Source organism: Vibrio sp. 1402, from assembly GCF_033340275.1.
This window is the reverse complement of the sequence record NZ_JAWOWE010000013.1, coordinates 83,009-101,526: the sequence shown is the minus strand read 5'-3', so window position 1 is coordinate 101,526 and position 18,518 is coordinate 83,009. Positions and strand designations below refer to the sequence as shown.

Annotated in this window: 19 protein-coding genes; 13 read left to right on the top strand and 6 right to left on the bottom strand. The window is 45.9% G+C overall.

Annotation, left to right across the window (positions count from 1 at the left end):
* Positions 1-2: 2 nt before the first annotated feature.
* Positions 3-851, bottom strand: a complete 849-nt coding sequence (locus R7044_RS20220) for an ABC transporter ATP-binding protein (RefSeq protein ID WP_005374497.1) — start codon at positions 849-851, stop codon at positions 3-5.
* Positions 852-1,212: 361 nt separating this feature from the next.
* Here R7044_RS20220 and R7044_RS20215 point away from each other — a divergent pair, with 361 nt between their 5' ends.
* The gene (locus R7044_RS20215) at positions 1,213-1,410 is read left to right on the top strand and encodes a PA3496 family putative envelope integrity protein (RefSeq protein ID WP_005374493.1); all 198 of its coding nucleotides are present in this window, start codon (positions 1,213-1,215) and stop codon (positions 1,408-1,410) included.
* Between the two features lie 233 nt (positions 1,411-1,643).
* Positions 1,644-2,705: a GTP cyclohydrolase II gene (gene ribA, locus R7044_RS20210; protein ID WP_081107475.1), complete on the top strand. Its 1,062-nt coding sequence runs from the start codon at positions 1,644-1,646 to the stop codon at positions 2,703-2,705.
* 68 nt (positions 2,706-2,773) lie between these two features.
* Here the strand turns inward: ribA and R7044_RS20205 are convergent, their stop codons facing one another.
* On the bottom strand, positions 2,774-3,529 hold the full coding sequence (locus tag R7044_RS20205; protein ID WP_033907241.1) for a substrate-binding periplasmic protein: 756 nt from the start codon (positions 3,527-3,529) through the stop codon (positions 2,774-2,776).
* Positions 3,530-3,597: 68 nt separating this feature from the next.
* Here R7044_RS20205 and R7044_RS20200 point away from each other — a divergent pair, with 68 nt between their 5' ends.
* From R7044_RS20200 to R7044_RS20190, 3 genes are all read left to right on the top strand, one after another.
* A complete protein-coding gene (locus tag R7044_RS20200) occupies positions 3,598-5,496 on the top strand; it encodes an ATP-binding protein (RefSeq protein WP_033907240.1) in 1,899 nt (632 codons plus the stop codon).
* Between the two features lie 100 nt (positions 5,497-5,596).
* Entirely contained in the window at positions 5,597-5,806 is a 210-nt protein-coding gene (locus R7044_RS20195) for a DUF3283 family protein (protein WP_005374484.1), read from the top strand.
* A 135-nt stretch (positions 5,807-5,941) separates the two neighbouring features.
* On the top strand, positions 5,942-6,658 hold the full coding sequence (locus tag R7044_RS20190) for a YebC/PmpR family DNA-binding transcriptional regulator (RefSeq protein ID WP_005374482.1): 717 nt from the start codon (positions 5,942-5,944) through the stop codon (positions 6,656-6,658).
* A gap of 72 nt (positions 6,659-6,730) precedes the next feature.
* Here the strand turns inward: R7044_RS20190 and rodA are convergent, their stop codons facing one another.
* A complete protein-coding gene (rodA, locus tag R7044_RS20185) occupies positions 6,731-7,813 on the bottom strand; it encodes a rod shape-determining protein RodA (RefSeq protein WP_064376345.1) in 1,083 nt (360 codons plus the stop codon).
* Between the two features lie 392 nt (positions 7,814-8,205).
* Here rodA and R7044_RS20180 point away from each other — a divergent pair, with 392 nt between their 5' ends.
* From R7044_RS20180 to R7044_RS20145, 8 genes are all read left to right on the top strand, one after another.
* On the top strand, positions 8,206-8,874 hold the full coding sequence (locus R7044_RS20180) for a hypothetical protein (protein WP_033907237.1): 669 nt from the start codon (positions 8,206-8,208) through the stop codon (positions 8,872-8,874).
* Positions 8,875-8,883: 9 nt separating this feature from the next.
* Positions 8,884-9,582 (top strand): ABC transporter ATP-binding protein, encoded by a 699-nt coding sequence (locus tag R7044_RS20175; RefSeq protein WP_033907236.1) that lies wholly within the window; start codon positions 8,884-8,886, stop codon positions 9,580-9,582.
* Positions 9,570-10,838, top strand: coding sequence for an ABC transporter permease (locus R7044_RS20170; protein WP_033907234.1), 1,269 nt, complete (start codon positions 9,570-9,572; stop codon positions 10,836-10,838). The genes R7044_RS20175 and R7044_RS20170 overlap by 13 nt, the downstream gene beginning before the upstream one ends.
* The gene (locus R7044_RS20165; protein ID WP_064376346.1) at positions 10,831-11,616 is read left to right on the top strand and encodes an outer membrane lipoprotein-sorting protein; all 786 of its coding nucleotides are present in this window, start codon (positions 10,831-10,833) and stop codon (positions 11,614-11,616) included. Before R7044_RS20170 ends, R7044_RS20165 begins: the two co-directional genes overlap by 8 nt.
* 45 nt (positions 11,617-11,661) lie before the next feature.
* Positions 11,662-13,008 (top strand): hypothetical protein, encoded by a 1,347-nt coding sequence (locus R7044_RS20160; RefSeq protein ID WP_064376347.1) that lies wholly within the window; start codon positions 11,662-11,664, stop codon positions 13,006-13,008.
* A complete protein-coding gene (locus R7044_RS20155; protein WP_045406506.1) occupies positions 13,009-14,031 on the top strand; it encodes a sensor histidine kinase in 1,023 nt (340 codons plus the stop codon).
* A 15-nt stretch (positions 14,032-14,046) separates the two neighbouring features.
* A complete protein-coding gene (locus R7044_RS20150; protein ID WP_064376348.1) occupies positions 14,047-14,838 on the top strand; it encodes a LytR/AlgR family response regulator transcription factor in 792 nt (263 codons plus the stop codon).
* A gap of 68 nt (positions 14,839-14,906) precedes the next feature.
* Positions 14,907-15,542: a DUF2268 domain-containing putative Zn-dependent protease gene (locus R7044_RS20145; protein WP_064376349.1), complete on the top strand. Its 636-nt coding sequence runs from the start codon at positions 14,907-14,909 to the stop codon at positions 15,540-15,542.
* Positions 15,543-15,659: 117 nt separating this feature from the next.
* Here R7044_RS20145 and R7044_RS20140 read toward each other — a convergent pair whose 3' ends face one another.
* The 3 genes from R7044_RS20140 to R7044_RS20130 form a co-directional block, all read right to left on the bottom strand.
* The gene (locus tag R7044_RS20140) at positions 15,660-16,154 is read right to left on the bottom strand and encodes a peptidylprolyl isomerase (protein ID WP_020195057.1); all 495 of its coding nucleotides are present in this window, start codon (positions 16,152-16,154) and stop codon (positions 15,660-15,662) included.
* 121 nt (positions 16,155-16,275) lie between these two features.
* A complete protein-coding gene (locus tag R7044_RS20135) occupies positions 16,276-17,937 on the bottom strand; it encodes a methyl-accepting chemotaxis protein (RefSeq protein WP_225455778.1) in 1,662 nt (553 codons plus the stop codon).
* A gap of 175 nt (positions 17,938-18,112) precedes the next feature.
* Positions 18,113-18,499, bottom strand: a complete 387-nt coding sequence (locus R7044_RS20130) for a thiol-disulfide oxidoreductase DCC family protein (protein ID WP_225455777.1) — start codon at positions 18,497-18,499, stop codon at positions 18,113-18,115.
* Positions 18,500-18,518 lie beyond the last annotated feature (19 nt).

Here is an 18,518-nt window from a genome sequence, read left to right as displayed (position 1 = left end):
GGTTACGCTCCTTGTAACTCTGGTTGTTTGTGGACGTCATGGATGTTTGGGAAAGAAGCCCATAGCTTTTGCGTGTAGGGGTGTTGAGGATGATTGCGTATATCGTATGCTCGATTGACTTCGACGATTTCTCCGTGACGCATGATTGCAATTCGATCACATAGTTGGCTCATGAGTGCCAGGTCATGAGTGATAAAGAGGACTGAAAAACCGAACTCATCTCTAAGCTGATAAATTTGCTGTAAAATTTCTCTCTGTACCACTACATCTAATGCTGTTGTGGGTTCATCCATAATGATCAGTTTTGGATTTAGAGACAAAGCAATGGCTATCACCAACCGCTGACGCATTCCTCCTGAAAATTGATGAGGATATTCTGCTAAGCGTTCTCGAGGAATATTGACCAAGTCCAACAACTTTTCTGCTCTATCTTTTGCTTGAGCGTTAGTGAGGCCTTGATGGTGTCGTAACACATCTGCAAATTGCTCTTGTATCGTTAAGACAGGGTTGAGTGAGTTCATCGCGCTCTGGAACACCATGGCGATTTCACTCCACCTTAGAGCGGTCAGCTCAGAGTCTGAGATACTAAGGATATCCTTGCCATCAAACCATATTTTACCGCCAGAAATGAACGCTGGCGGCTTATGAAGACGATTTATTGAGAATGCGATTGTGCTTTTACCACATCCAGATTCACCGGCAAGACCAAATACTTCGCCTTTGCCGATATCAAAGCTGACGGACTTTACCGCATTAAAATCACCATTATCAGTGATGTAATCGACGCACAAATCTCGGATCTGGATGACCGGGTCATTGTGGTATGCATGACTTAAGTTAATACCATCCATATAAACACCTTACCAATCTAAAAGATAATTATTATCATTATCAGGTGTGGCGGTTTTTAGAAAGTATCAAGCTATGAATCAGTGAAGTGACTCGAAAGTTAGGTTAAACAGGAAGTGGTGTAATGCGTCGTTGATAAAACTAAAGAAGAGCAGAATTGAGAGCTAGATCAGCACACTTTTCGTAGGGGGAATTACTCAAATTTAATCGTAAATTTGTCCCTTAGCAAAACTTAAATGATGAATCTATTAAGGAGTTAACGAAAGGGCGGGAGGGGTCACATTTCCCTACAGTTTTTCTTACCACCTTGTTCCGGTTTTGCTATAGATTACGCATCGAAAACATGGTGTGTTCGGAGGAAATATGTCCATTAATTCTATCGACCATGACGAGATGACCAACATCGCTCACAAATGGGAATTACCTGATGAGGAAACCGTTGTGAAGCCAGAGAAAACAGTGAAATCAGCAGAAGCCAGAAGACGCATTGAAGCGTTACGTGAGATCCGTGAAAGTGGGTTGACCATTGAAGAAGCAAGGGAGCTTGGCTTGATACACTGATCGCCTCAGGTTGGTTTAGCAACCCATAGGGTAGTCGACGGACTGCCCTTTTTATTTTTTCACTCTATTACTCTCTTATTCAAACCCTCCATTTATCTGTCTTGCGCCTCAAAAGCACGAGTTTCACACTCCCGTCCCGAAGAAGTTTGACAATCTGACCTTGTGTTACTAGATATATCAGTAGCGATATGCTTTTTGTTGATTATCGCAACCACAAAGCAAGGAGCGCAAGTATGGTTGATCAAATCCTTTTTTATGAGCCCGATGAGCCCCACGGTTTTCTCTCAAATTTTTGCCATGCCCCAGTCAATATCTCCTCCCAAACTTGGCCCACCAGCGAACATTATTACCAAGCCCAAAAGTTTCTCGATGCTCAGTTGCAAAGTAAAATTCAGCACGCAAGCACCCCTGATGAAGCGTTTGCTTTAAGCCGTAAATACGAACACTTTGTCAGAAGCGATTGGGACGATATAAAGTTGGCTGTTATGGCTTTCATCGTTAGGGAAAAGTTTCTACAAAATCCACCATTAGCGCAGCAATTAATGAGAACGGGTAACGCTTGCCTAACAGAGCATTCTCATAAAGATGCCTTTTGGGGAGACGGGGGAGATGGTAAAGGAGAAAATCATCTAGGAGAGATTCTGATGAATGTGCGGGCAGAGCTGAGACATGTTGAGCCTTACAATCTCGTGAAGTTTATCGATAAAGCCAAACTGCCCACCCAGTGGGGCACATTTATGATGTACGGCTTTATTGAAGCCGCGACAAATAAAGAGCATCTTGCTCTGGTCTATGGCGAGCCAACAAAAAGTGCAGCACCACTTATTCGGTTGCATTCGGAGTGTCTTACCGGAGATGCTCTATTTAGCACGCGTTGTGACTGTGGTTTTCAGCTTAATAGAGCGCTACAAAACATCGTCAAAGAGGGATGTGGTGTGCTGCTTTATTTACGTCAAGAAGGGCGTGGAATCGGCTTGATTAATAAAATTCGTGCCTATCACTTACAAGATGATGGCGCAGATACCGTGGAAGCAAATGAGCGTTTAGGTTTTGCCGCTGATATGCGTGATTACGCGTTCTGTAAAGGAATGCTAGAGCATTTGGGGATTGACGCTGTGCGTCTAATGACGAATAACCCACGCAAGCTCGCCGCCTTAAAAGCGGTTGATATTAACGTCATTGAACGAGTGCCATTACAAGAAGGGAATAACCCAAGTAATCAACATTACCTGAAAACCAAGGCGAGTAAATTGGGGCACATGTTTGATCCTAAGTTTGTTAACCACATTAAGTAAGTGCTACAGATTTCCCAGAAACAAAAACGCCAACGTATCATCGTTGGCGTTTTTGTTAATGAGTTGATTCATTGATACTTTTGAATGATTTCATCAATTTCCCCTGAGGCTTTTAATTCAACGAGTCGTGTATTGATGTAATTTTGAGTTTCTGGTTGCATTTGAGGTGAAAAAGCTAGGTAGATTGAGTAGTCAGGAATAACCGAGCTGAAAGGCTGTATCTGAAAATTCTCTAACTGCAAATTGAGTCGCTTTAAGTTGTAAAGGACTCGGGATTCCATCTCGACAAAAGCTGTATCTCCAGGGGTTCGGCTTATCACTCGGTATGCGGCGTTGTAGTCTTTCACGCGCATTTCATTGACACTGCCATTTTCAAAGAACGGTGTTAAATTTGGATAATCAAACCCCAGCAGTAATACAATAGAACGACCATGCATGGTATCCATATTTTTGAATTCTAAAGGCTTCTCGCTACTCGACACCAGTACATGTTTTACAGTGTAAATGGGCTCCTCAGATAAATTTTCCGATTGCACCTTGCCCCAGTTCGGGCTGCCATAAGTTAACCAGTTTGGCTCAGCGCCTTCTTCCAATATGGAAATCATACGTTTAAATGGATAAGTATGATAATTCACTTGGTAATCCGACTCCGCGAAGATAGCGCTGACGATATCGGTCACAATTCCGGAGTGCATTTGTCCCTGTTGTTCAATTTGAAATGGTCGAGCTTGTTCAGCAATGACGTAATAGTTCACTTGATTTGCGGTCACATGAGAACTTACAACAATTAAGCTAAAAGCCAATCTAAGTAGAAGTCTTTTCATCGTATCCTCGATTATTATTTGTGCGTAGCTATATTTAGAGTAGCGCAAGTTTATCGGAGCGGTTTCATATGGATGAAAAAGAGCGATCTCAACGTCGTTTTAGTATCGGCAACCAACTTATGTTGGCGGTATTAACGTTGAGTTTAATCTTTACGGTCATCATTTCTACAGTGAGCTTATATCGAGTTTTTCACGAAGATTTAGCCCATTTAGATGTTGAATTAAAGCAGGTTGAGTCTAGCTATTTATCGAGCTTTTCTGCGAGTTTGTGGGTAGAGGATAGGGAGCTGTTGCTGACACAAGCTCAAGGTGCAATGCGTATGCCCTCGGTGGACTACTTGCGTATTGCTAGTGAAGACGAAGTTATCATTGAATTAGGTTCGGCGCTTTCTGAGGATGTTGTCGAGAGAAGCTGGCCGATGCAGTATCGGGTCGGCGATAAAACGTATGATCTCGCGATATTAACGGTTCAATCGGATCTTAGCGCGATATATGAAGATCTTTGGCAGCAGTTCTTTTTTCTACTTACGACAGAAGCGATCAAAATTCTTGTCCTCATCATTGGTGTTCTTTGGGTGGCGTTTCGCTTGTTGGTCAATCCGTTACAATTGCTGTCTGGTGCGGTGAGCGATTTTCGTGGCGGTACAGTGCCGAGTAAAGTGACTCTCCCTAAACGATGGTGCTTTGATGAAGTGAGTGTTTTGGCAGAGAAATACAACCGAAGTGTTGAGAAAGTGAAAGAGCACCAGACTGAGTTAGAGGCTGAACGCGATAGGGCAGAAGTCGCTAATCGTAAAAAAAGTGAGTTTCTCGCCACTATGAGTCATGAGATCCGCACACCGATGAATGGCATTATTGGTGTGTCGTCGTTGCTCAATGACACCGACCTCGATCCCCAGCAAAAAGAGTTTGTAGAGATCATTGACAGTTCTTCTCACTCACTAATGACGATCATCGACGACATTTTGGACTTCTCTAAAGTTGAAGCTGGCAAAGTAGAGCTGGAATACACGAGCTATGATCTTCGCGAGCTACTTGACGATGTCATCAGTTTACATAGTGTCAAAGCCAAGCAGAAAAACTTACAGCTGCTCAGCGATATTGATCCTCACTTGCCAATGGAAGTGCAAGGTGATGCCACACGATTGAAACAAGTTCTGAACAATTTGTTGAGCAACGCGATTAAATTTACCGAGCGCGGCCATGTGAAGCTTCTTGTAGCGTTATCTCGACTTGATGGAGAGACCGCTCATATCCGGTTTCGAGTTGTGGATTCTGGTATTGGTATTGCGAAAGAGCACCAACAAGCAATCTTCGAACGCTTCCAACAAGCTGATGGTAGTACCACCAGAAAGTATGGTGGGACAGGGCTTGGTTTGGCGATAGCTGCACAGTTGGTTAACTTGATGGGAGGGGAAATACAACTAACAAGTGAGCTTGGGCTGGGAAGCTGTTTTGAATTTTCGATTCCTGTTGCTGTAATAAATGCGCAACCGACCTATACCGACCAACTTAATGTATTAGATTTCCGGAAAGCGGAAGACAACGAAATCAGCCCTCAAGATAATGATAAACCTTGGGTATTGGTTGTTGAAGATACCATCGTCAATCAGAAGGTAGTTCGCATCATGTTAGAAAAACTGGGTGTGCGAGTGAGTGTCGCCAACCATGGCGAAGAAGCATTGCAGCTGTGTGATCAGCAGCCTTTCGATTTGATTTTTATGGACTGCCAAATGCCTGTGATGGATGGGTTTATTGCTACGGAGCGAATTCGAAAAATGGGAGAGTGGGGGAAACACGTTCCAATTATTGCGCTAAGTGCCAATGTCATTAAAGAGGATCAGCAACATTGCTTCGATGTCGGGATGAACGAGTTCGTGGCTAAACCCGTTACCAAGACTCGATTACAACAAATATTCGAACAGCATTTACCAAAAGCACTGAAAATCAGCGCTGTGCCTAAATAGTTAACTTGAAATCGATCAAGTTAAGTGCGTTTCTATTCTGTAATTGTAACTCTGTGTGATATAGTGCCCGGCTAGTATTTAAAGTACCTTGAGGCTGTGAATGTCGTTTAATCTATCCCTATTGCCGCCTGACGAAAAAAACAAAATCGAACTGGATAAGCAGGCGTCGTTTTTGGTTTGGAAGCTCAGAGAGGCCAAATCTGGTCCTGAAGCAATAGAAGAACAGTTGTCCAAGATTAACGATGCTGATGAAAAGGCGTTTTTCCAGCAATCGGTCGAAAAGTACAAACGAGTAATGGGTGTCGCTTAACGCGAACCGTGGCAATGGTTCAATCCAATGCGACGAATGAGGTAACCTCCCTATTCCTTTGCTAAGCGAAATTGAAAAGGTTTCGCTTTTTGCTAAAATCCTTCGCATTAAATTTGAATTTAGAGAGACATCCCGATGGGAAGAAGTTTTGAAGTGCGCAAAGCCTCTATGGCGAAAACTGCAGGCGCGAAAATTAAAGTTTATTCCAAATACGGTAAAGAAATTTACATGTGCGCGAAAAACGGTGGTGGTGATCCAGACATGAACTTGTCTTTGAAACACCTGATCGCAAAAGCGAAAAAAGACCAAGTTCCTGCGCACGTTATCGATAAAGCGATCGACAAAGCGAACGGTGGCGGTGGTGAAGACTACACTCCAGCACGTTACGAAGGCTTCGGCCCTGGCGGTACTAGCGTTATCGTTGACTGTCTAACAGACAACGGCAACCGTACTTTCCAAGATGTACGCCAATGCTTTGTGAAAGTCGGTGCGAAAATTGGTGTTGAGGGCTCGGTTTCTCACATGTTCGATCACCAAGCGGTATTCCAGTTCAAAGGCGACGATGATGAAATCATCCTAGAAACGCTAATGATGGAAGACGTAGACGTTACTGACGTTGAGCTAGAAGACGGTGTTATCACTGTATTCGCACCTCACACAGAATTCTTCAAAACAAAAACTGCGCTTAACGGTGCATTCCCAGATCTAACGATCGATGTTGAAGAAATCACATTCGTTCCGCAAACTCATACGCCTGTATCGGGTGAAGATGCTGAGAAGTTCCAGAAATTCCTAGATCTTCTAGATGACTGTGATGATGTTCAGCAGGTTTACCACAACGCAGAGCTGTAATTAATTCGCTCATATCGTTGTAAAAAGGCTTCTTTAGGGAAGCCTTTTTTGATCGCTTTTTCTCAAGCAACGCTATGCGTTACGATATTTGGAATAACACAGCGACATGATTACACCAAAACAGATACCTTGAGTTAGCATCGCCGTGCCGCCATAGCTAAAGAAGGGAAGTGGGCTACCCATTACTGGCAACAAGCCACTCACCATGCCCGTATTGATAAAAGCATACAGAAAAAAGCTCATCGCTAATGCGCCACTTACCAGCCGACTAAAAAAGTGGTCAGACTGACATGCAAGCAACATAACGCGTGCAGTAATAAACAAGTACAATGCGAGTAAGACTAAACTGCCAACAAAGCCCCACTCTTCTGCATAGGTCGAAAAAATAAAGTCCGTATGACTTTCTGGAATAAAGCCAAGTGTTCCCTGCGTTGCATTCATCCAACCTTTGCCTTTCATACCGCCTGAGCCAATCGCAATCAAAGATTGGATGATTTGGTAACCCGAACCCAGTGGATCGGACTCAGGGTGCAAGAACTGTGTTACACGGCTCTTTTGATAGGTTTCCATAACGAAGAACCATAAAATAGGTGCTAACGTTAAAATGCTCGCAATAAACCCGCAGATTATTTTCCAGCTCATGCCAGCCAAAAACAAAACGAACAATGCATAAATGATGGTAAAAACTGCACCGTCTAAATCCGGTTGTAGCGCGATTAACCCGGCAGGAATCATTGTAATAAGTAAGCAAAACGCAATTTTCCGAATGTTTGGTCGACCTCCTTCAATATGAAGCATCCAGGCGATCATGATTGGAATGGAAAGTTTGATTAGTTCGGACGGTTGAAAGCGGAAGAAGCCGATATCGAGCCAACGTTTAGAGCCATTGGTGCTATCACCAAATAAAGCGACAGCAAGTAGCAGAGCAACCGCAATAATGTAGAGATATGGAGCTGAGCGCTGATAGCTGGACGCTGGAATCGAGGACATGACCAAGATGCAAACTAATGTCAGTCCGCAGCGCGCCAAATGTTTGAAGAGCATCGCCTCATTAAAGCTACTGGCACTCCAGAGAGTGAGCGAACTTAACAGCATGATCGGAATGATCGCCATGAGCAGTGGTAAATCAACTCTTGGGAAATAACGCTTATTCATTTTCAACGACCTAATAACGCACCTATTTTGAGTGCGAAAACAACTAAAACTCGAAGAGTTCAAACTATTCCGATGCTAAGAATCTCGATTTCGAAACAACAGACACCATGCAAAGGTGTGTAAGAAAGGAGAGTGCGCACTGTCTGTTATGGGTAGTTGTGGGATGGATAAATACACTAGCCTCAGATTTTAAGCCAGTGTTTTTATTGTGACTGCCGTAAAAATGTAGCGTTACGAATGAACGGAATTGTATTTTCTGTTTAAGTGAATGTCATTCATCCTCTCTCAATACCATTCACTCCGCATAATTGCCATTGGTCGCATGCAAAAGCAGCGTGCGATCTTCTCCCTTAATCTGAAACCATCAAATCACGTTCAACTAAGGACAGTACATGATGGTTTCTCAATCTCGCTTAATCAAAGCTCTTAAACTGGCAAGTACCTTTATCGCCACATTTGCACTTAGCAGCAATCTGGCTCTGGCTAACCCAAGCGAGCGCACACTCAGTCAATTCAACCAAGCGGCGCAGGGTGACTCTGGCTTAGTTGATACTGTTTATGGCGAACTATCCAAACAACTCGAAGAGCAGGGCGCAACGCCGGTGACCTTGGTTTACTTGGGCAGTGCTGAGACGTTGCAAGGTCGTGAGGCGTTTATGCCTTGGAACAAGATGAAGTTCACCGAGCGCGGTCTTGCTACTATCCAAAAAGGTTTGGATCTAATGGCGAATCAGCCAGTACCACTGCAAGAGCAACAACGCTTACAAGGTTTGCCGGAATACCAACTAGCCACCGCTATGGCAGCTACCACATTTACTTCTCTACCTGACATGTTCAATCACTTTGAGCGTGGCTACGAGCTGTACCTTTCTCTGCTCGATGAACCGAGTTTTAGCCAGCAACCTTTCGCCGCAACGTCTTGGATTTATCGCTACGCCATTGAAGCGGCACTGCGCGCTGAAGATGTTCAACAAGCCAAAACATGGTTAGCACAAATGGAGCAGTTGGGTGACAGCAATTTAGAAACGCAAACCGCGAAAGCGCTGCTAGCGAAATATTAGAGAGGCGTCATGATCGTTTTTAATCAACTTAGCCGCGATTACGCCCTTGGCAGCCAAACGGTGCGTGCATTGCGAGATGTGTCTGGTGAAGTGTTTGCCGGCGAAATGGTGGCATTGTGTGGACCGTCGGGCTCAGGCAAAAGCACCTTACTTAACGTGCTTGGCATGCTGGATACTCAATACCAAGGTCAGGTGACATTTGCAGGCAGCCCATACCCAACCGGACAAATGCATGCGGCGAAAATGCGCCGAGAAAAGCTTGGTTTTGTGTTCCAAAAATTCAATCTTGTCCCCGTGATGACGGCGCTAGAGAACGTGGCTTATCCGCTGCATCTCAACGGCTTTTCAAAAGCAGAACAAACCGAGCTCGCCACACAAATGCTAGAACACGTTGGGTTGGGTGAGTTTATTCATCACATGCCCGATAACTTGTCGGGCGGTCAGCAGCAGCGTGTGGCAATTGCTCGTGCGTTAGTGCACAAACCAGCGTTGGTGATTGCTGATGAGCCAACCGCAAGTCTTGATAGCCAAACTGCCAACAAGGTCATCGACATTATGAAAGGGCTCGGACACGAGCTAGGCACCACTTTTGTCGTCGCTACACACGACCCTCGTATGGCATCCCGCTGCGATCGCACCATTGAATTGGTGGACGGCAAAATTACCCAAACGCACGCAAGTGTGGAGGAGGTTTCATGGGCAAGCTAATTCCAGTTTCAGTTCGCCTTGCTTGGTTGAACCTGCAACGCAATCGCCGTCGCAGTTTATTGTCGATGTTGATCATTGCCATTGCCGTGTTTGCCTTAACCAGTGCGGGCGGTTTTGGTCTATACACCTACGACAGTTTGAAAGAATCGACAGCGCGTGACACGGGGCATCTGACGTTAACCACACCGGGTTACTTCGCCAAAGAAGAAGAGATGCCACTGAGTAACGGTTTAACTCATGCAGACGACATTACCAAGCAATTGATTGGGTTGAATGAAGTGCGAGGTGTGCAACCACGAGTTGAGTTCAGTGGTTTGATTTCCAACGGTAACAAATCATCGATCTTTATCGGCATTGGCGTGAACGAACGTGAATTCGATATGAAAGGACCGTTTTTGGATGTGCGCGAAGGGCAAACGCTGTCCGACATTCATGCATCGCGTTATGACCCTACAGAGCCAGAAGTGATGCTTGGCGTTGATTTGGCGAACAACCTAAGTGTGCACGTTGGCGATTGGATTACCTTGCTGGCGACCACTACCGACGGCGCATTGAACGCGTATGACTTCAAAGTTCGTGGTATCTATTCAACTGGCGTGCCTGAGCTTGATAAACGCCAACTGTACGTGCATATCAACAGCGCGCAATCGCTGCTCGGTTCAGACAAAGTCAGTGCGTTATCTGTCTTCCTGTTCGACACCAGTTTAACTAACCAAGTCGAGCAACAAGTGGCTTCGGTTCTGAGTAAGCAAAAACAGAACTTTGGTGATCAAGATATTGAGATTACGCCTTGGCAAGAGCGCGCGTTCTTCTATCTCAAAGTGAAAGATTTGTACGATCGTATCTTCGGCATCATGGGTGCAGTAATGGCGCTGGTGGTCTTTGTTGCGCTGTTCAACACCATGACTATGTCGGTGACTGAGCGCACCCGTGAAATCGGCACCTTATCGGCTCTTGGTAGCTACCCTCGCGAAATTATTGCTGGGTTCTTGCGCGAAGCAGGGTTACTTGCGGTGATTGGTAGCTTAATCGGCGCTTTGTTTACGGCGCTAGTCACCGTCTTACTGATGGTCGTGGATGTGCAAATGCCGCCACCGCCAGGACGCACAGAAGGTTACCCATTAACGATTTACTTCTCTTGGGAGCTGGTAGCTATAGCAGGATTTGCAGTATTGATGATTTGTTTGGTTGCGGCGTTTTTCTCGGCACGCAAAGGGGTGAACAAGCCAATTACGGAGGCACTGATTTATGTTTAATTTCAAATCACTATTACCAATTGCATTGCTGATGGTAACTGGCGTTGCAAGCATCAATACCAGTGCGAATGAAACAGCGTTAGATGCACAGCAAGTCGCGCAATTGATTGAAAAAGCCGACAGCTACCGCTTGCAAGATGATTCCTCCAAAGTGGTGTCATTGGTGCGCTTATATCAAGACCAAGAACTAGATAAAACCCGCCTTTACCACGTGTACACGCGCCCAAATCGTGAATCGCTGGTGGTGTTCAAATCGGCAGTCGAAGCCGGGCAAAAGATGTTGATGATGGGCGACAACTATTGGCTACAAATGCCAAAGAGCCGCCGTCCGATTCGCATTACGCCAATGCAGAAGCTGCTTGGTGAAGCGTCTATCGGCGACATCTCAACTTTGACGTGGAGCCAAGATTATCAAGGTGAATGGAAAGCGACAGAAACTGTCTCGGTAAACGGGGAAAGTGTCGCGGCTTATCACCTTGCGTTAACCGCGAAAACCAAAGGGGCGAGCTATCAGAAGATCGACTTGTGGTTGTCTGAGCAAGATGCGTTTCCAATCAAAGCTGATCTTTACTTGCGCTCTGGCAAACTCGCCAAGCAAGCGCAATATGGGCGTGCAACTGACAAAGGTGAAGACTACGTCAGTGAGATGACCTTGCTTGATAGCATTCAGCCGAGCAAAAAGACCGTTATCGAGTATCAAGAGATCGTGCCTTGGCAGCTGGACAACAAGTTCTACAACCCAAGCTATTTGCCGAAAGCCAATACGACTCAGCTTTAGCCTGAACTCCTTAAATAGAACCATGAAAACGAGCAAGGAAGTCACATGAAATCGCACCAGCCTAACCTTAACAAAAGCACCAGTTTGTTGATTGCTGCGTCGTTGTGTGTGGGCGCAGCAGCCCCAGTTTTTGCCAATGATGAGCTGAGTTTTGAGTGGGATTGGGCTGTCAGTTACGAAACTGCCAAGCAGCGTGATAGCGCATTTATGCAGGCGCAGGGCAGTTCTCGTGATTCACTTAATGCACTGTTGGATGTGCAAGTGAACTATCAAAACTTCAGTGGCTTGTTCGCTCTGTACAGCCAAGGTTTGTACCTCAACCAACAAGGAGAGAGTGACTGGTGGAGTGAAGCTGATAACCAACTACTGATTCGAGAACTTGCTTGGCTAGGGGAGTGGCAAGTCGGTGACACCACACTTGATGTGAGCTTAGGTAAGTTGCGCATTGATTGGGGCGTGGGTTATGGCTACCGACCTTTGGATCTGTTTAAGCCTTATCGACAAAATCCTGTTGGCTTAGTAGCAGAAGAAGGTGCGGGTGTGTTTTCACTTTCACACTACGATATGGCAGGCGAGTGGACGGTGATTGCAACGGATTCAAGCTGGGGGCAACAAGACCAAAGTGCACTTGATCAAGACGCAGAGCAACAAGGTGTTGGTATTCGTCGTTATGCGCTGGTGGGTGACACCGAGTATCAACTTATTGGTTATTACGATGATGTGCGCCGAGGTTTACTCGGAGCCAGTGCCATTGCCGTGTGGGATGAATCCATCGCCATGCACGGTTCCATGCTGTGGCAAAAGCAAAGTGTCGGCTATCAGTTTCAGCAAGATGACCTTTACCAACCCGTTTCAGTTGAGGAGCAGGGCAGCGCATTCCAAGCCTTAGTTGGATTGAACTGGGCAAACCAAGCCGGACACAACGTGATTGCTGAATATTGGTACGACAGCCGAGCATGGTCGAAAAACGAATGGCAACAAGCAATAGAGCGTGGAGAGTTTCTCTCTCAGATCCCTGAACCTAACAACTCTCTGTTGGCTAGCAGCGCTCTACTTGCGACAAGCTACGCCCAAGGGTTTCAGCATGCCAATATCGTTCAGCATAACGTAATGCTGCACTGGAGTTGGGATGTAGAAGCATGGGCTGCATGGAACGGCGAAGCGGATATGGGCTGGCTAAGTGATGTAACCCCTACGTTGGATGTGATGCTGTCGCCACAAGATGGTGGTGTGATTGTCACGCAGTGGCTTAACTACCAATGGATTGATACCGGCGATCAAAGTGTAGAAGTGGAAGTTGCCGCACGCTTTTTAACCGGAGACGACCAATCTGCTTACGCACAAATCAATGATAAGCATATGATTGTATTTAACATCAAAGGGAAATTCTAAATGTGTTCAGCAAAATCAGTGGTGAAAAGTGGATGGCCGCGTAGCTTATTAGTGACCACGGCATTTTGTCTCTTTATCGCAGCAATGACGCTCTCGGTTTGGGGCGGTCCATTCTATATTCATGTGGCGGTTAGCTTTGGATTTGGCTATTCGGCTATTTTCTTCTCATGGCTTGTCGACCGCCTATTTCCTACCATTCCTCGTTTGGCGGAAGTGGCTATCTCGCTGACGGCATGCCTATTGTTTGGTGTGGTGAACGCCCAGCTTTGGCTTGGGGAATACTTTGGTATCTCAAGTATGCTGTCGGTTGGTCTCATGGGGTTGTTATTCAGTGCCATGTGCTTTTTCTATTTCTACTCACGCGAGCAACATGCAATCGCTCAACGAGAGTTGGAAGCCATCAAACGCGAGAAAGCAGAGCAAGATCGTGCGCTGTTGCTGAGTCAGCTTAAGCAGATGCAAAGCCAGATTGAACCACATTTCCTATTTAATACCTTGGCGAATATCAGCGCGCTCATGTCGCAAGATGTCGATAAAGCTAAGCTGATGCTAGAACAGTTAACCGCACTGCTGCGAGCAACGCTAAAAAGCTCACGCGAAGAACACACCACCATAGACAATGAAACGGCGTTACTTGAGGCTTACTTAGGCATCCAGCAAACCCGTTTAGGTGACCGACTCAGTTACAAGATTGAGGTGGAAGAGGGATTAGGCAGAACCGAGCTACCGCCGATGATGCTTCAACCCTTAATCGAAAACGCCATCATCCATGGTATTGAGCCAAAGCGAGAAGGTGGTGAAGTCAGCTTGCTCATTAAGCGCGAACAGCAGAACTTGAAGATTGAAGTCAGAGACACAGGTGTTGGCTTGAATCACGTTAGTGGGCACATGGGCTCTGGCGTGGGTCTAAGTAATCTCAAGCAGCGAGTTGAAGCTTTGTTCGCAGGGCAAGGAGAGGTCTCTATCAGTGAGTCTGCTCAGGGTGGCGTTTGTGTTCGCTTGCGCTGGCCAATGGAATCGTAATCAAGGAAGAAAGGAATGAATACAGGGTTTACTGCCATTATTGCTGATGATGAACCGCTATTGAGGCGTCATCTTGATAAAAGCCTAGCTGAAGTGTGGCCAGAGCTAGAGGTGATAGCCAAAGTCGCCGATGGTGAACAAGCGTTGCAAGCCATTGAGCAAAGCCAACCTGACATCGCGTTTCTTGATATTCGTATGCCAGTTTTGGATGGCATGACATTAGCGCAAAAACTCAATCAATTCGCTAATCCACCTTTGATTGTGTTTGTCACCGCGTACGATGATTACGCCATCAAAGCTTTTGAGCAAAATGCCGCCGATTATTTGCTCAAGCCTATCTCGGATGAGCGCCTCCTGACGACGTGTGAAAGAGTGAAAGCACGCCTTGCTAAGCGAGAGAAAGAAAGCAGTAATGTGCAGATGAGCAGCCTGTTAGAACAGTTACAACAATTATCTGCGCCACAAACGCCGCAATATCTTCAGTGGATCAAAGCGACGCAAGGGAAAGATATTCATCTGATTGCCACGTCTGATGTGTTGTATTTCAAAGCGGAAGAAAAATACGTTTCTGTGTATGCCCAACAAGGACAGGGCAAAGTGCAGGAGTATTTGATTCGCACATCGTTGAAAGAGTTGATAGGGCAGCTTAACCCAGAACAGTTCTGGCAAGTACACCGTTCAAGCGTTGTGCAAGTGTGCAAAATTAGCAAAGTAAACAAAGACTTTGCTGGAAGAATGTTTGTTCACGTTGGAGAAACTAAGCTCGCTGTGAGCCGTGCATCTCAAAGTTTGTTCAAAGGGATGTAATCGCTAGAACTGCTCACTCTTTACACTGTAAACTCGCTACTCTTAACCCAAGTTATCAAGGAAGATAAATGAATTATAGCGTAACCCTGTTAAATGCGACGGGAGAGTTGTCTCCAATCTCTGAGTATTTACATCAAAAACTTGATGATCTGAGCTCACAACTTTCTAGTTACTTTGATTTGAGTTACATTGACCTCACCATTAGCCCGTTTGATCGCAATGACGTACCGCAGACGGGGATCGGTGGCTATTGCTTAAGTGCCTATCGTGTAGAGATTCTGCTTGATACTCAACGTACTGATATTAAAAACGTTATTGAGAAAGAACTAGCTGCGGTGTTAGCGCATGAGTTGCATCACCTGTTCCGTATGCGAGCGGGAGAAAGTGGCGTTGCACTTGGTGATGTACTGATTATGGAAGGGTTAGCTTGTCACTTCGAACGTAAGGTGAATGGCGGCGTCACTCCGAGCTTGTTTGAGAACATCAAGGATCAAGATTGGCGCCCTTTCTATGCTGAGGTGAAAGATAAGTTGACCAGCCTAGATTACAACTTCGACGCTTACTTTCTTGGCAGCGATGAAAGCCGCTGGCCGAAATACATGGGGTATTGGGTTGGGTACAACCTTGTTGCTGAATATCTGGCTGATTTTCAAGGCTCTGAGCTTGATTTAGTCGGAGCCAAAGCTGAGCTTTTCTATCAATAACTTCGTTATAAGCCCAACTAATCGGCTGAGTCATAAAAACAAAAAGCGCCTAAGTCATCAGACGTTAGGCGCTTTCTTCGTTTTATAGCGACGATTTCTCTGCAGAGGCGAATGGGTTTATTCGCTGATCGTCACTTTCTCGATAATGATTGGATCGCATGGCACATCATCGTGACCAAGCTTAGAGGTCGTTTTTACTTTCGCGATGCGGTTTACGACATCCATACCCGCAGTCACTTTACCAAACACGGCGTAGCCCCAGCCTAGGTTGGTAGTTGCGGTGTGGTCTAGGAAATCATTGTCTTCCAAGTTAATGAAGAACTGTGCCGTTGCAGAGTGCGGAGCATCGGTACGCGCCATTGCGATAGTGCCAACAAGATTCTTTAGACCACGGTTTGCTTCGTTCGCGATAGGGGCGCGTGTTGGCTTTTCTGCCATGTCTTCTGTATGACCGCCACCTTGGATCATAAAGCCGTCGATAACGCGGTGGAAAATGGTGCCGTTGTAGAAGCCATCTTCACAGTATTTTTTGAAGTTCTTTGAGCTAACTGGCGCTCGTTCTAGGTTCAGTTCAATCTCGATATCACCGAAATTGGTGGTCATAATAATCATCTGGTTTGCCCTTATGGGTGCTAAGTTGGCGGCATTATAGCTAAGTCGTATGAGGATAGCAGAAATAAAAACAGCGACGTTTTGGCGTCGCTGTATGCATGATGTAAGAGTGAGGAAAGCGTTAAACCGTAAAGCGACCGACCAAGTCGTACAGCTCGTTAGCTTTGTGGTTAAGGTTGCCACTGCCTGCACGGTTTTGGTTGGCAAGGTGTGCCGATTGGCTGCTTTGTTGAGAGATCACTTCAATACGTTGTGAAATCTCTTGGCCAACTTGGCTTTGCTCTTCGGTTGCCGTTGCGATCAGCGTGTTCATGTCCATGATGTTAGCAATTGCGGCTTGGATTTCTTGCAGTGCGGCAGAGGCTGCTCGTGCTTCTTCAACCGTTGCTTCACCGCGCGCTTGGCTTGAACCCATGGCTTTCACTGCTGCATCCGAGCCAGACTTCAACTGCTCAATCATTTGGTGAATTTCACCTGTGCTGTCTTGAGTGCGACTCGCCAGTTTACGAACCTCATCGGCAACGACTGCGAAGCCGCGGCCTTGTTCGCCTGCACGGGCTGCTTCAATGGCTGCGTTCAGTGCCAATAGGTTGGTTTGCTCAGCGATGTCTTGAATCACTTCTAGCGAAGAAGAAATGTTTTGTACATCGCTCTCTAGACGAGAAATCACCGTGCTGGCTTCTGACACTTCTAAAGCGAGCGCTTCGACAGAGTTCGCTGCTGAATCAACAATGTGTTTTGCTTGTTGTGAGTTTTCATCGGCGTCTCTGGCTGATTGCGCTGCTTGGTTAGCGTTGTTTGAAATCTCGTGCGCCGTTGCTGTCATCTCGGTCATTGCCGCAGCGACCTGTTCGGTTTCTTCACGTTGACCTGAAGCTAACTCGTCCACTTGCGATGCACGCTGTGACATCTCGTTGGTCTCTGAAACCACTTCTTGTCCGACATGGCTAACACTCTTGATGATGCCTTGCAGGCTTTCAACGAAGATATTGAAGTTGCGGCTCAGCTGCGTGAACTCCGGCACGCTCGATTCTTCCATGCGCGCGGTTAAATCTGCATCGCCTTGTGCGAAAGAGTGAATTGAAGCATCAAACTGCTCAATAGGTTTCATGATGCTGCGGTTAACAAATACGGCAAAGACTGCAACTATCGCTGTTATCGAGGCGCAAAACAGGGCTATTGCCGTCAGTGTGGTGTTGAGATCTTCGTGTGCGGCTTTTTCCATGTCTGCCACAATGGCGTCGATATCGTCCGTGTAGAAACCCGTTCCCAACATCAAGTCCCATTCAGGAATAAAGACTGAGTAGCTCAGTTTCGGTAGTGCTTCACTCTGACCGAGTTTCGGGAAGTAATAAGTCGTGAACTCGCCAGTTTTGGCATTTTTTAACAAATCCTGAATCAGGTAATTGCCTTTCTTGTCCTGCAAGTTATAGAAGTTTTCCCCGATGCCTTTGGTGTTTTTACCCACCACGACGCGAACGCCTTTTGAATCATAACCAAAGATGTAGCCGGATTGACCAAACTCCAACTGTTTCAAGATAGGCAATGCTTCTTCAAGTGGGGCATTTTGAGCGAGTAGTGGTTCGACGGCGGAGCGCGCCATTTGGACGTAGTTTTTGAGCTCGGCTTTTTTCATCTCCATCATTTGACTTCGAGTCTGCTCAATCTCGTGTTCGTTGTAGGCTGTGGTTTGTAGATAGGTGAACCACATCATGCCTATTGCCATGGTTAGAATTGGAATTATTGAAAGGATATATAGTCGTTTTCTGATCGTCAGATTCATAGAGACGTCCTTCTCTCGGCGCAGCGTTACAAGTGACAAGCTGAATAAGCTTGCCTGATAAAATTATTAATACTTATTGTTGTAATGCTTAGAGATTAACCGAGTTAATCAATCAGAAGTACTGGAAGTTTATAAATTTAGACTAAGGTCGTAGCATTTTTAAGCGGGATCACAATTAACGTGAACACGACCCACTATTGCAACGAGAAGTCCCTGTTAACCAATATGAGACGCGATACCTATTCTTTGCGAATTTGAGGTAAAGCCAGTCAGCAACAGGTTTAACGAGGAGCCAACGCAGTGGAGCGTAGAGCCAACCGCGACCAACTAATTGCCACGCACGATGAGTCACGTCCAACCCAAGCAGAAGTTCCCCCTTTTCGTTGAGGGCGTGCAAAATGGTGTTGGCTTGTTCAGGATCGATCTGCGGATAATCTGAGAATGCATCACTATAGATATCGACGGTTTTGATGTGCTGCTTGGCATCGCGTTGTTTTAGCGCCTTCATCTCTTTGGCACAAAGCGGGCAGGTTCCGTCATAAAATATGATGAGTTTTGTCATTGCGGTTTTCTTGTTTGAG

Bases quoted from the DNA above. Each gene is read 5' to 3' on its own strand.
- R7044_RS20135 (WP_225455778.1), bottom strand. From the start codon at position 17,937: ATGAATCTGACGATCAGAAAACGACTATATATCCTTTCAATAATTCCA.
- R7044_RS20155 (WP_045406506.1), top strand. From the start codon at position 13,009: ATGTGTTCAGCAAAATCAGTGGTGAAAAGTGGATGGCCGCGTAGCTTA.
- R7044_RS20140 (WP_020195057.1), bottom strand. From the start codon at position 16,154: ATGATTATTATGACCACCAATTTCGGTGATATCGAGATTGAACTGAAC.
- R7044_RS20220 (WP_005374497.1), bottom strand. From the start codon at position 851: ATGGATGGTATTAACTTAAGTCATGCATACCACAATGACCCGGTCATC.
- rodA (WP_064376345.1), bottom strand. From the start codon at position 7,813: ATGAATAAGCGTTATTTCCCAAGAGTTGATTTACCACTGCTCATGGCG.
- R7044_RS20195 (WP_005374484.1), top strand. From the start codon at position 5,597: ATGTCGTTTAATCTATCCCTATTGCCGCCTGACGAAAAAAACAAAATC.
- R7044_RS20145 (WP_064376349.1), top strand. From the start codon at position 14,907: ATGAATTATAGCGTAACCCTGTTAAATGCGACGGGAGAGTTGTCTCCA.
- R7044_RS20165 (WP_064376346.1), top strand. From the start codon at position 10,831: ATGTTTAATTTCAAATCACTATTACCAATTGCATTGCTGATGGTAACT.
- R7044_RS20190 (WP_005374482.1), top strand. From the start codon at position 5,942: ATGGGAAGAAGTTTTGAAGTGCGCAAAGCCTCTATGGCGAAAACTGCA.
- ribA (WP_081107475.1), top strand. From the start codon at position 1,644: ATGGTTGATCAAATCCTTTTTTATGAGCCCGATGAGCCCCACGGTTTT.
- R7044_RS20130 (WP_225455777.1), bottom strand. From the start codon at position 18,499: ATGACAAAACTCATCATATTTTATGACGGAACCTGCCCGCTTTGTGCC.
- R7044_RS20160 (WP_064376347.1), top strand. From the start codon at position 11,662: ATGAAATCGCACCAGCCTAACCTTAACAAAAGCACCAGTTTGTTGATT.
- R7044_RS20215 (WP_005374493.1), top strand. From the start codon at position 1,213: ATGTCCATTAATTCTATCGACCATGACGAGATGACCAACATCGCTCAC.
- R7044_RS20200 (WP_033907240.1), top strand. From the start codon at position 3,598: ATGGATGAAAAAGAGCGATCTCAACGTCGTTTTAGTATCGGCAACCAA.
- R7044_RS20170 (WP_033907234.1), top strand. From the start codon at position 9,570: ATGGGCAAGCTAATTCCAGTTTCAGTTCGCCTTGCTTGGTTGAACCTG.
- R7044_RS20205 (WP_033907241.1), bottom strand. From the start codon at position 3,529: ATGAAAAGACTTCTACTTAGATTGGCTTTTAGCTTAATTGTTGTAAGT.
- R7044_RS20180 (WP_033907237.1), top strand. From the start codon at position 8,206: ATGATGGTTTCTCAATCTCGCTTAATCAAAGCTCTTAAACTGGCAAGT.
- R7044_RS20175 (WP_033907236.1), top strand. From the start codon at position 8,884: ATGATCGTTTTTAATCAACTTAGCCGCGATTACGCCCTTGGCAGCCAA.
- R7044_RS20150 (WP_064376348.1), top strand. From the start codon at position 14,047: ATGAATACAGGGTTTACTGCCATTATTGCTGATGATGAACCGCTATTG.